This is a genomic window from Phreatobacter sp., from assembly GCF_022843985.1.
Lineage (GTDB): Bacteria > Pseudomonadota > Alphaproteobacteria > Rhizobiales > Phreatobacteraceae > Phreatobacter.
Genome location: NZ_JALHMP010000023.1, coordinates 44,657 through 56,528 on the forward strand (window position 1 = coordinate 44,657; position 11,872 = coordinate 56,528).

An 11,872-nucleotide genomic window follows, 5' to 3' on the forward strand; every position below is an offset into this window, starting at 1 on the left:
TTTTGGCGAAAGCCGGACCATTCTTGGGGAGTGACGATGCTGACAAAGACGCTGGCCGCTACCGCGGCAATCATGATGGCAACGCTGGGCGCCGCCGCCGCGCAACCACTGACCGGGCGCTACCAGGTCATCGGCGACAACGGCGACGGCAGCCGCTACAGCGGCGTCGCTGTGATCAGTGGCACGGCAGGTGGCAATTGCGGCATCCGCTGGACCATCGCCAACACGCCCCCCACCGAAGGCTTCTGCATGCGCCAGGGCAACGTGCTTTCCGCTGCCTACAAACTCGGCGAATCCGTCGGGCTCGTCGTTTACCGGATCAACGACGACGGCACCCTCGACGGCACCTGGACCATCGCCGGCCAGGAAGGCGTCGGCAAGGAACGGCTGGTGCCGGCGCGGTAATGGACTGCGGTTTCCGCGGCTTCGTGTTGCTCGGGCTGCCCGCATGACGTCCTGCCCGGCCTTGTGCTGGGCATGACGGCGACGGAAGGCGATCCTTCGTCGAGCGCGTCACCCCGGATGTGAAAGGGCCTCTGGAGACGGCGGATACTCAGTCCTTAAGCCCGTTCAGGAAACCCGTCAGCAGCGCACTGACTGCGTCGGCCCGCTCCTGCTGGATCCAGTGGCCCGCGCCCTCGATGAGATGGACGCCGCGGCAGCCCGGAAGGGTCGACGGATAGGACTCGATCTGCGCCTTCGACGCCGGAAAATGCATGACCCCGTCATTCGTTCCGGCGATGAACAGCGACGGCTGCCGGATCGGCTGTCCGCGCCACGGCGCCGTCAGCGCCGCGTTGCGCTTGAGGTTGCGGTACCAGTTGAGACCACCGCGAAAGCCGGAATGGGCAAACTGGCCGGCCATATAGGCCATGTGCGAGGACGGCAGCCAGTCCGGCAGGTCCCCCGGCGCATCGGTATTGGCGATAAGGCCGCCGGGCGTCTTCAGCCGGATCATCGACTTGCGGCGGCCGGCGCGCTCGCCGAACCCGTCGAAATAGATGCGCTTGAGGCTGTCCTCCGGGTCACGATCAAGCTCGGCCTCGGCAACGCCCGGCGCCTGGAAATACTGCATGTAGAAATCGCGGATGCCGAGTTTCTCCAACGCGGTGAGCAGGTCCGTATAGCCCGGCGGCGTCCACGGCACGCTCATGCCGACGACGGCCCGGAACAGGTCGGGGCGCAGCAGCGCCGCGTGCCAGGCGACAGGCGCGCCCCAGTCATGGCCGACAATCACCGCGCTGTCCGCGCCCAGCACCTTCACCAGGTCCACCTGATCTGCGACGAGGTCGAGAAGAGAATAGCGCTCGATCTCCGGAGGCGCGGCGGTATGGCCGTAGCCGCGCATGTCGGGTGCCACCGCCCGGTAGCCGGCCGCCGCCACCGCCCGCATCTGGTGGCGCCAGGAGGCCCATCCCTCCGGCCAGCCATGACAGAACAGGACGAGCGGGCCTTCGCCGAGTTCGGCGATGCGCATGGCGATGCCGTTGGCCTTGACCATCCTCAGCGGGATCGGCGTGTCATCCGTCGCGAACATGGGGCCTCCGGAGATGTGCGGAACCTTGAGCCTGCCCCAGCGGTTGGCCCTTGAACATTCCCCCGAACAGGAGGCGTCGATGCCCCAGGGCGACAAGTCCGCCTATACCGACAAGCAGAAGCGCAAGGCCGAGCATATCGAGGCGAGCTACCGGGAGCGTGGCGCTTCGGAGAAGCGGGCGGAGGCCATCGCCTGGGCCACGGTCAACAAGGAGAGCGGCGGCGGCAACAGGTCCGGCTCCGGCCGGGGCAAGGCCGACACCAAGGTCTCCGCCAAGCGCGGCGGCAGCAAGGGCGCAAAGGGGAGCGCCTCCAGGAGCCCCGACGAGCGCTCCGCATCCGCGAAAAAGGCTGCGGCAACCCGCAAGCGCAACGCCGAGACGGGTTGAGGTTCCTCTCCCCTGTTCGGCCGATCTTGAGCAGGAAGACCGGATCGCCTTCACTGATCGCGCGATCAGCGGGAGGGCACATGGCCGCGCGCGCCATCGGGGCCGGCAAGGTGACGACCAAGGAGGAGATCCTCGACGCCGCCGAGACCCTGTTCGCGGCCCGCGGCTTCGAGGGCGCCTCGATGCGAGCCATCGCCGAGGCGGCTGGCGTCGCCCAGGCGCTGCTCCACTACCATTACAGGACGAAGGAAGGCCTGTTCGAGGCCATGTTCCTGCGCCGCTCGGGCGCCATCAACCGGATTCGTCTCGCCCGCCTCGATGTGATGTCGGCACGCGGGCGCCCGAGCGTCGAGGACATCGTCGAGGCCCTGCTGCGCCCGACCATCGAGGCCGGGCATGATCCGAGCGGTGGCGGAGGACGGTTCGCCAGCCTCATCCTCGCGGTCAGCACGGCCGAGGGCGAGTGGCAGAAGGGCCTCGTCGCCCGCAGCTACGACCCCATGGCGGAACGATTCATCGATGCGCTGATGGGCGCCCTGCCCGGTCTCGACCGCGCCAATGCCACCTGGGGCTATCTCTTCATCGTCGGCGCCGCCCTGACCCAGATGGCGCCGACCGGGCGCGCCGACCGCCTGTCGGCGGGCGCAGCCAGCGACGTCGACAGCGACGCCATGCTGGCGCGGGCCGTCATCTTCGCCGCGGCGGGCCTGCGCGCCCTTGCAGCCGACACCGCCGCAGAGCACGGCCACTCCCATTGACCGAACGACCAGCCCTGGAGGAATTTCACCTTGCCCCGCCGCATCATCGACCTCTCGGTGGCCCTGCGCGCCGATATCGCCTCCGACCCGCCCTCGGCCCTGCCTGCCATCACCTATATCGACCACAGGCAGTCGGTCGCGCAGATCCTGCCCTTCTTTCCCGGCCTGACCCGGGACGACCTGCCGGACGGCGAAGGCTGGGCGGTCGAGCAGTTGAACGTCTCCACACATAACGGCACCCATCTCGACGCACCCTACCATTTCCACTCCACCACCGACGGTGGCAAACCCGCCTGGACCATCGACGAAATGCCGTTGGACTGGTGTTTCCAGCGCGGCGTGAAGCTCGACTTCCGCCACTTTCCCGACGGCTATGTGGCCAGTGCCGACGATGTCGAACAGGAACTGACCCGCACCGGCGTGACGCTGCAGCCCCTCGACATCGTGGTGGTGAACACCGCCGCAGGCGCCCGCTACGGCGAGCCGGACTATGTCGGCCGCGGCTGCGGCATGGGCCGCGAGGCGACGCTCTGGCTGACCGAACGCGGCGTCAGGATCACCGGCACCGACGCCTGGAGCTGGGACGCGCCCTTCGTCCACACGGCGCGCAAATATGCCGAGACGGGCGATGCCGGCCTCATCTGGGAAGGCCACCGGGCCGGCATGGTGCGTGCCTACGGCCATATCGAGAAGATGACCAATCTCGATCGTCTGCCGGCGACCGGCTTCACCATCGCCTGCTTCCCGTTCAAGATCCACAAGGCTTCGGCCGGATTCTGCCGGGCCGTCGCCATCTTCGAGGACTGAAACCCCATGAAGCTCGTCACCTTCGTCGGTTCCCATGGCCGCGAACGCCTCGGCGCCATCATCGGGCCCGAGGGCGACGAGCACGTGCTCGACCTCGCCACGGCAGCCCACCGCGACCACGTCCCGGCCACCGCCTTCCGCTCCATGCTGGCGCTGATCGAGGCGGGGCCGCGCGCTCTCGACAAGGCGCGCCATCTCGCCGCGACACACAAGATCGACGAGGACATCGCCCGGCCGCTGTCGCGGGTGCGCCTGCTGGCGCCGGTCCCCGTGCCGCCGCAGGTGCGCGACTTCTCCGTCTTCCCCCGCCACATTCTCGACGCGCCGGTGGGAATGCGCCGCATCATCGCGCGCGCGAGGGGCGACGAGGCCGCCGCAAAGGCGCTGAAGCCCGATGCGGAGGTGCCGAAGGTCTATCGCGAGCGGCCGATCTATTATTTCACCAACCGGTTCTCGATCGTCGGCCCGGACACCGACATCCACTGGCCAGACTATTCGACGCTCATGGACTACGAGCTGGAATTCGCGGCGATCCTGTGGGGCGGTGGCTCCAATATCCCGGTCGCCGAAGCCAGCGGGCACATTTTCGGCTACACGATCTTCAACGACTTCTCGGCCCGCGACGCGCAGCTCGCCGAAATGGCCGGCATGCTCGGCCCCGCCAAAGGCAAGAGCTTCGACGCCGGCAACGCCCTCGGCCCCTATATCCTCACTGCCGACGAGGTCGCCGACCCCTACAGCCTCGCCGCCACAGCGCGGGTGAACGGTGCCCTCTGGACCGACAGCAGCACGGCCGGGATGCTGCATTCCTTCGAGGACATGATCACCTATGTCTCGCGCTCGGAAACGCTGCGGCCGGGCGAGGTCTTCGGCTCGGGAACGGTGAACGGCGGCTGCGGCCTCGAACACGATCGGTTCCTTGCCGACGGTGATGTCATCGAACTGTCGGTGGCAGGGCTCGGCACCCTGCGCAACCGGATTCTCGCCGCCGACGGCTGAGGCCGGACCACCTTCGGCCTGTGCCGCACCGCGGATTCGCCTCCGTCTTTGGGAAGAGGTCGACGTCTCGCCCCGATCGTTGGGTGTCCTCTAGCGGAATGATTTTTCAGGTTTTTGCAGATGCGGCATTACGTTGCCTTGCAATGCAATGCTGCATTTTGCGTCAAGGTAAGGCGACAAAGTGCCGCGCCAGGCATTGCAGCCCCGGCGCATATCTGACCACACTGGCTTCGACGATCAGGGTCCCGCCGAAAACGGCAGCGCAAAAAGCGCAGGGCTTCCAGGGAGGATCGCGGCCCATGACATCCGTTGGCTTTGCCGACGCCCATCCGGATTCCATCAGGACGCCACTTCTGGCCGTCCGTGACATTTCCGTCCGCTTCGGCGGCATCATCGCCCTGAACGGCATCTCGTTCGACGTGGAGGCCGGCCATGTGGTCGGTCTCATCGGCCCGAACGGCGCCGGCAAGACGACGCTCTTCAACTGCCTGAGCCGCCTCTACATCCCCAACGAGGGCGACATCCTCTTCCAGGGGCGTTCGATCATGAAGTCCCCGCGCCACGCCATCGCAGCGATCGGCATGGGACGCACCTTCCAGAATGTGGCGCTGTTCGACCGAATGTCGGTGCTCGACAACGTCAAGGTCGGTTGCCACAGCCAGACCCATGCGGGCTTCCTGCGCTCCGTGTTGCGGGTAAGCGGCGTCGCGGCCGAGGAGAAGGCGATCGAGGACCGCGCCCGTGAACTGGTCGCCTTCATGGGCCTCGAGCCCTTCGCCGCCTTGCCGGCCGGCCCCTTGCCCTTTCCCATCCGCAAGCGCGTCGAACTCGCACGCGCTCTCGCGGCTAGGCCCAAGCTTCTGCTCCTCGATGAACCGGCCGCCGGCCTCAACCACGAGGAGATCGAGGTCCTCAAGCAACAGATCCGCCGCGTCGTCGAGATCCAGAAGGTCACCACGCTGCTGGTCGAGCATCACATGAGCCTGGTCATGTCGGTCTCCGACAAGGTGGTGGCCATCGACTTCGGCAAGAAGATCGCCGACGGGACGCCGGCCGAGGTGCAGCGCGATCCCGAGGTCATCCGCGCCTATCTCGGCACGGGGGCCTGACCCATGGCACCCCTCCTCGAGATCAGCAGCCTCAGGGCCTACTACGGAGCGACGGAAGCCCTGCACGGGCTGAGCTTTTCTATCGCTCAGGGCGGCATCACCACCCTGCTCGGCGCCAATGGCGCCGGCAAGACGACGACGCTGCGGGCGATCAGCGGTCTCGTCCGCCGCGAGGGGAGCATCGTCTTCGACGGCCGCCCCATCGACAAGATGGCGACCGAGGACATCACCCGCCTCGGCGTCGCCCATGTCCCCGAGGGGCGCGGCACCTTCGTCGGCCTGTCCGTCGAGGAAAACCTCAAGATTGCCAGCTACGGCCGGCGCGACAAGTCCGGGGTCAGGCGCGATCTCGACCTCGTCTTCACTTACTTTCCCCGCCTGAAGGAACGCATCGCCCAGCAGGCCGGCACCCTGTCGGGGGGCGAGCAGCAGATGCTCGCCATCTCCCGCGCCCTGATGCTGGGCCCGCGCCTGATGCTGCTGGACGAACCCTCCTTCGGCCTCGCCCCGCTCATCGTCCAGGAAATCTTCCAGATCATGCGGCGGATCAACGAGGAGGCCGGCGTCTCCATGCTGCTCGTCGAGCAGAACGCGGCACTGGCGCTGAACCTCGCCGAGAACGCCTACGTGCTGGAAACCGGCACTGTCGTGATGGCGGGACCCTCGGCCGAACTGAAGAACGACGAGGGCATCCGCAAATCCTATCTCGGCTACTGAGCCAGGCGCTGGAAGGCACAGAGGACGACGCATGGAACAGTTGATCCAGCAGATCGCATCGGGGCTCGCATCAGGCGCCATCTACGCGCTCGTCGCCCTGGCCCTGGTGATGATCTTCACTGCGACGGATCACCTGAACTTCGCCCAGGGCGAGATGGCGATGTTCTCGACCTATATCTGCTGGCAGTTCATCCAGTGGGGCTTCCCGTTCTGGCCGGCCCTCGGCTTCACCATCCTCTTCTCCTTCCTGCTTGGCGTCGCCATCGAACGCGTCATCCTGCGGCCGCTGCACAATGCCTCGGTGCTCTCCATCGTCGTCGTCTTCATCGGCCTCCTGGCCATCTTCCATTCCCTGGCCGGCGGCATCTGGAGCCACACGATCAAGAACTTCCCCTCGCCCTTCCCGAACGTGACCTTTGCCGGTTCCGGCTATATCGGCGCCCACCAGATCGGGATGATCCTCGTCTCGCTGCTGATGCTCTTCGCCCTCTTCGCCTTCTTCCGCTTCACGCCCCTCGGCCTTGCCATGCGCGCGGCGGCGCAGAACCCGGTCTCGGCCCGGCTCGTCGGCGTCAAGGTGGACTGGATGCTGGCGCTGGGCTGGGGCCTGGCCGCGGCGGTCGGCGCCGTGGCCGGCGCCATGGTCGCCCCGGTCGTCTATCTCGAGCCCAACATGATGGCCTCCATCCTGCTCTACGGCTTCGCCGGCGCGCTGGTCGGCGGCATCTCCAATCCGGCCGGCGCGGTCTTCGGCGGGTTCCTTGTCGGCGTACTCGAAAACCTCGTCGCCTATTTCGGCAACCTCACCGAGAAGACCTTCGGCATCTACATCGTCGGCAATGGCGAGAAGCTCACGGTGGCGCTGATCATCGTCATCACCATCCTCACCCTGAAGCCAGCCGGCCTGTTCGGCCGCACCACCGTCAGGAGGGTGTAGCCATGACCGCCATCACCACGGCCGCGCCCGTCGCCGCGGAGACCTCCCGCAACCTGACGCGCACCCTGCTCATCGGTCTCCTGCTGGTTGCCGCCGCCCTGCCCTTCCTGGTCGGCAAGTCCGGCTTCATCTCGAACTTCACCTTCCTGCAGCTCAGTCTGATGATCGTCTATGCGATCGCCGTGCTCGGCCTGAACCTGCTGACCGGCTTCAACGGCCAGATCTCCCTCGGCCACGGCGCCTTCTTTGCCGTCGGGGCCTATACGGCGGCGATCCTGATCGAGCATTACGGCGTCAATTACTGGCTGACCCTGCCCGCGGCGGCGCTGATCTGTTTCGTGATCGGCTATCTCTTCGGCCTGCCGGCCCTCAGGCTCGAGGGCCATTATCTGGCGCTGGCGACCTTCGGCCTCGCCATCGCCGTGCCGCAGATGCTGAAATACAAGCACCTCGAGCCGCTGACCAACGGCGTCATGGGCATCAACCTGCTGAAGCCGGACGCGCCTTTCGGGCTGCCATTGTCGGGCGACCAGTGGATGTATCTGGTGGTGCTGGTCGTCGCCGTCGCCATGTTCTGGATGGCCCGCAACCTGCTGAACTCGCGGCCCGGCCGGGCCATGGTGGCGATCCGCGACCATACGCTCGCCGCCGGCACGATGGGCATCGACACGTCGCGCTACAAGGCGACGGTCTTCGGCATCTCGGCCCTCTATGTCGGCGTCGCCGGCGCCCTGCACGCCATCATCTTCGAGTTCGTGTCGCCCGACAGTTTCCGCTTCGAACTGTCCATCGCCATCCTCGTCGGCGCGGTGGTGGGCGGCGTCGCCTCCCTTCCCGGAGCCGTCATCGGCGGGATCTTCGTCCAGTTCATCGAAAAATATGCCGATGCCATGACGAAGAAGCTGACGCAGGCCATCCACCTGCCGCTCGAGCTGCAGCCGTGGACGCTCTACGGCATCACCCTCATCGTCCTGATCTACGTCATGCCCGGCGGCATTGCCGGAGGCCTCGCTGCCCTGTGGGCGCGGCTCAGACGACACAAGGGCGGGTGACCCCCGCCCTGATCCCACCGCAGTGCATTCGCAGACGCTGTCCAAGCCAAGCGGCCCAGAAGACCGCGCAATCACCGGAGGACTAACCCATGACTGAGTTGAAACGCAGAACGGTCATCGCCGGCCTCGGCGCCCTCGCCGTCACGCCGGTTTTCGCCCCCGCCATCGCCCAGAAACGCTACGACGAGGGCGCCAATGATCGCGAGATCAAGATCGGCAACATCATGCCCTATTCGGGCAATGCGTCCGCCTATGGCGTCATCGGCCGCACCTCCGAAGCCGTCATGAAGATGGTCAACGACGCCGGCGGCCTCAACGGCCGCAAGGTCACCTTCATCACCTATGACGACGGCTATTCGCCGCCAAAAGCGGTGGAGATGGTCCGCAAGCTGGTCGAAGAGGACAAGGTCCTGCTCGTCTTCAACCCGCTCGGCACCCCCTCCAACACGGCGATCCAGCGCTATCTCAACCAGCGCAAGGTGCCCCAGCTCTTCGTCGCCACCGGCGCCTCCAAATGGGGCAATCCGCGCCAGTTCCCCTGGACCATGGGCTGGCAGCCGGACTATGTCACCGAGGGCGCCATCTATGCCAAGCACATCCTGTCGACCAAGCCCGACGCCAAGATCGGCGTTCTGATGCAGAACGACGACTACGGGAAGGACTACTTCAACGGCTTCAAGCAGGGCCTCGGCCCCGCCAACGAGCGACGGATCGTCCAGCTCTCGACCTATGAGGTCACCGACCCGACCATCGACAGCCAGATGATCCAGCTGAAGAATTCCGGCGCCGACGTGTTCTTCAACATCACCACGCCGAAATTCGCGGCGCAGGCGATCAAGAAGGCTGCCGAAATCGCCTGGAAGCCGGTCCACTATCTCAACAACGTCTCCTCGTCCTTCGGCTCGGTCCTCAAGCCGGCCGGCATCGACAATGCCCAGGGCATCATGGTCGCTCTCTACCGCAAGGACGCCAATGACCCGCAATGGGCGAACTCGCCTGATGTCGTCGCCTGGAAGGCCTTCATGGCCAAGTACATGCCCAATGCCGACATCCGCGACGATGGCCACAACTTCGGATTCTCCGTCGCCCATACGCTGCTGCAGACGCTGAAGCAGGCCGGCGACAACCTGACGCGCGAGAACGTCATGAAGGAAGCCGCCAACCTCAGGGCTTTCGAATCGCCGCTGCTGCTGCCCGGCATCAAGGTCAACACCAGCCCGACCGACTTCTATCCGATCCAGTCGGTGCAGCTCGCCCGGGTCAAGGGCGAGAGCTTCGAGCTCTTCGGCAGCGTGCTGTCCAACGAGAGCACCTCCTGAGGAGAGACCTGGCGGCGCGGGTCACCGCGCCGCCTCTTCCCCCGTCGATCAGCCCCCTGCCAGAGAGCGAACAGATGTATCCCGGGCATCATGCCAAGGCCCACCCGGAGCGCGCCGCCTTCGTCATGGCCGGCTCCGGCGAGAGCGTCACCTACCGCGCGTTCGAGGAGCGGGCCAACCGCCTCGCCCATCTGTTCCGCGCCCACGGCCTGCAGCGCCTCGACCACTACGCCATCTTCATGGAGAACAACGCCCGCTATCTTGAGGCCTGCAGTGCGGGCGAAAGGGCCGGTCTCTATTACACCTGTATCAATTCCTACCTGCTGGCAGACGAACTCGCCTACATCCTGAACAACAGCGAATCGAAGCTGCTGATCACCTCCCGCGCCAAGAAGGACGTCGCGCTGCAGGCGCTGAAACAGTGTCCGAACGTGACGCTCTGCCTCATCGTCGACGGCGACCCCGCGGATAAGGCCCATTCCGACTTCGCCAGCGCCGTGGCGCATCATCCCGCAACGCCGATCGCCGACGAATGGCTCGGAACGCCCATGCTCTACTCCTCCGGCACCACCGGCCGGCCCAAGGGCATCCTGCGCCCGCTGCCCGAGAACCTGCCCTCCGAACCGCTGCCGCTCTACACCTTCCTCGACAAGCTCTGGCGCTACCGCGACGGCATGATCTACCTGTCGCCGGCCCCGCTTTATCACTCCGCGCCCCAGGCTGCCGTCGGCCTCGCCATCCGCCGCGGCGGTACGGTCATCGTCATGGAACATTTCGATCCGGAGGCCTATCTGGCGCTGGTCGAGAAATACCGCGTCACGCACAGCCAGCTCGTGCCAACCATGTTCTCGCGCATGCTGAAACTGCCGATCGCGGTGCGCGCCCGCTACGATCTCTCCTCGCTGGAGATCGCCGTTCATGCCGCCGCTCCCTGCCCGCCGCAGGTGAAGGAGGAGATGATCGGCTGGTGGGGGCCGATCATCCACGAATATTACGGGGCGACCGAGGCCATGGGCTTCACCGCCTGTGACAGCGCCCAATGGCTGAGCCATCGCGGCACGGTCGGCAAAGTGCTCCTCGGCGACCTCCACATCCTCGATGCCGACATGAACCCGGCGCCGAAGGGCGAGCCGGGCGAGATCTGGTTCAAGACGGCCAATCCCTTCGTCTATTTCAACGATCCCGGGCGCACCGCCGCCTCGCGCTCGCCCGACGGCACCATGTCCACCGTCGGGGACGTCGGCTATGTCGACGACGAGGGGTATCTCTACCTCACCGACCGCTCGACCTTCATGATCATTTCGGGCGGAGTGAACATCTATCCGCAGGAATGCGAGAACCTGCTCATCACCCATCCCAAGGTCGCCGATGCCGCCGTCTTCGGCGTGCCCAACGAGGATTTCGGCGAGGAGGTGAAGGCGGTGATCCAGCCGATGCCAGGCCACGAGCCCGGCGAGACGCTCGCCGCCGAGCTCATGGGCTTCTGCCGCGACCACCTCTCGGCGCAGAAATGCCCGCGCTCCATCGATTTCATGGATGCGCTGCCGCGGCTGCCGACGGGCAAGCTCTACAAGAAGGCGTTGCGTGACCGCTACTGGGGCGACCGCAAGGTGCGCATCATCTGAACCGTTGCGCTTGCCAAGAGAGCCGGCCGGGGCTTCTCTGCCTGTTCCAGGGTTCGGACAATTGCCATGCAGCGTCAGGTCATCGAGGTCCCCGTCATTTCCGAGGCGATCCGCCGCCTCGGCGCCCCGACCTCCGCCCTGGTGCGCGCCGGGGACCTGCTCTTCACCTGCGGCATGCCGCCCGTCGACATCCGGACCGGCGACATCGTCCAGGGTGATATCGCCACCCAGACGCATGCCGCGCTCGATGCCCTCGAGGCCACCCTCGCCTTTGCCGGCTCCTCCCTCGCCCTAGCGGTGAAGACCACGGTCTTTATCACCGACCCCGCCCTGATGGGCACGGTCAATGCGATCTATCGCGAGCGCTTTCCCGCGGGATTCCCGGCCCGCACCAGCGCCGGCATCAATCCCTGGCCAGCGCCGTTCAACATCGAGATCGAATGCGTTGCGGTCATTCCGTGACGCCATCTTGCATCGGTGTATAAAATATGCGCCGATGCGTCCCGAGAGAATGCTGGTGCTGCGGCACTGGCTGAAACTAGGATAAGCCGGTCGATCCCGCCGCAGGCAGCAGAGATTGCACCTGCGGACTGGTACGGCCCACGAACCGACCGCCGCGTGAGG

Annotated in this window: 13 protein-coding genes; 12 read left to right on the forward strand and 1 reads right to left on the reverse strand. The window is 66.0% G+C overall.

Annotated features, from left to right (window positions below; genetic code table 11):
• Window positions 1-36: 36 nt before the first annotated feature.
• On the forward strand, window positions 37-405 hold the full coding sequence (locus Q0C57_RS15570; protein ID WP_296577389.1) for a hypothetical protein: 369 nt from the start codon (window positions 37-39) through the stop codon (window positions 403-405).
• A gap of 148 nt (window positions 406-553) precedes the next feature.
• Here Q0C57_RS15570 and Q0C57_RS15575 read toward each other — a convergent pair whose 3' ends face one another.
• Window positions 554-1,537, reverse strand: a complete 984-nt coding sequence (locus Q0C57_RS15575; RefSeq protein ID WP_296577391.1) for an alpha/beta hydrolase — start codon at window positions 1,535-1,537, stop codon at window positions 554-556.
• 79 nt (window positions 1,538-1,616) lie between these two features.
• Here Q0C57_RS15575 and Q0C57_RS15580 point away from each other — a divergent pair, with 79 nt between their 5' ends.
• The 11 genes from Q0C57_RS15580 (at window position 1,617) to Q0C57_RS15630 (ending at window position 11,710) form a co-directional block, all read left to right on the forward strand.
• Window positions 1,617-1,925 (forward strand): plasmid stabilization protein, encoded by a 309-nt coding sequence (locus tag Q0C57_RS15580; protein WP_296577393.1) that lies wholly within the window; start codon window positions 1,617-1,619, stop codon window positions 1,923-1,925.
• 80 nt (window positions 1,926-2,005) lie between these two features.
• Window positions 2,006-2,683, forward strand: a complete 678-nt coding sequence (locus tag Q0C57_RS15585) for a TetR/AcrR family transcriptional regulator (protein ID WP_296577395.1) — start codon at window positions 2,006-2,008, stop codon at window positions 2,681-2,683.
• Window positions 2,684-2,713: 30 nt separating this feature from the next.
• Complete coding sequence (locus tag Q0C57_RS15590) at window positions 2,714-3,490, forward strand: cyclase family protein (protein ID WP_296577398.1); 777 nt, start codon at window positions 2,714-2,716, stop codon at window positions 3,488-3,490.
• A 6-nt stretch (window positions 3,491-3,496) separates the two neighbouring features.
• Window positions 3,497-4,489, forward strand: coding sequence for a fumarylacetoacetate hydrolase family protein (locus tag Q0C57_RS15595; protein WP_296577400.1), 993 nt, complete (start codon window positions 3,497-3,499; stop codon window positions 4,487-4,489).
• 299 nt (window positions 4,490-4,788) lie between these two features.
• Entirely contained in the window at window positions 4,789-5,598 is an 810-nt protein-coding gene (locus Q0C57_RS15600) for an ABC transporter ATP-binding protein (protein WP_296577402.1), read from the forward strand.
• A 3-nt stretch (window positions 5,599-5,601) separates the two neighbouring features.
• Window positions 5,602-6,315 carry an ABC transporter ATP-binding protein gene (locus tag Q0C57_RS15605; protein ID WP_296577404.1) on the forward strand — a complete coding sequence of 238 codons (714 nt, stop codon included), beginning with the start codon at window positions 5,602-5,604 and terminating at the stop codon, window positions 6,313-6,315.
• A 31-nt stretch (window positions 6,316-6,346) separates the two neighbouring features.
• On the forward strand, window positions 6,347-7,252 hold the full coding sequence (locus tag Q0C57_RS15610; protein ID WP_296577407.1) for a branched-chain amino acid ABC transporter permease: 906 nt from the start codon (window positions 6,347-6,349) through the stop codon (window positions 7,250-7,252).
• Window positions 7,253-7,254: 2 nt separating this feature from the next.
• The gene (locus Q0C57_RS15615) at window positions 7,255-8,304 is read left to right on the forward strand and encodes a branched-chain amino acid ABC transporter permease (RefSeq protein ID WP_296577408.1); all 1,050 of its coding nucleotides are present in this window, start codon (window positions 7,255-7,257) and stop codon (window positions 8,302-8,304) included.
• A gap of 89 nt (window positions 8,305-8,393) precedes the next feature.
• Window positions 8,394-9,623, forward strand: a complete 1,230-nt coding sequence (locus Q0C57_RS15620; protein ID WP_296577410.1) for an ABC transporter substrate-binding protein — start codon at window positions 8,394-8,396, stop codon at window positions 9,621-9,623.
• Between the two features lie 74 nt (window positions 9,624-9,697).
• Window positions 9,698-11,248, forward strand: a complete 1,551-nt coding sequence (locus Q0C57_RS15625) for an AMP-binding protein (protein WP_296577412.1) — start codon at window positions 9,698-9,700, stop codon at window positions 11,246-11,248.
• 66 nt (window positions 11,249-11,314) lie between these two features.
• Window positions 11,315-11,710: a RidA family protein gene (locus tag Q0C57_RS15630; protein WP_296577414.1), complete on the forward strand. Its 396-nt coding sequence runs from the start codon at window positions 11,315-11,317 to the stop codon at window positions 11,708-11,710.
• Window positions 11,711-11,872 lie beyond the last annotated feature (162 nt).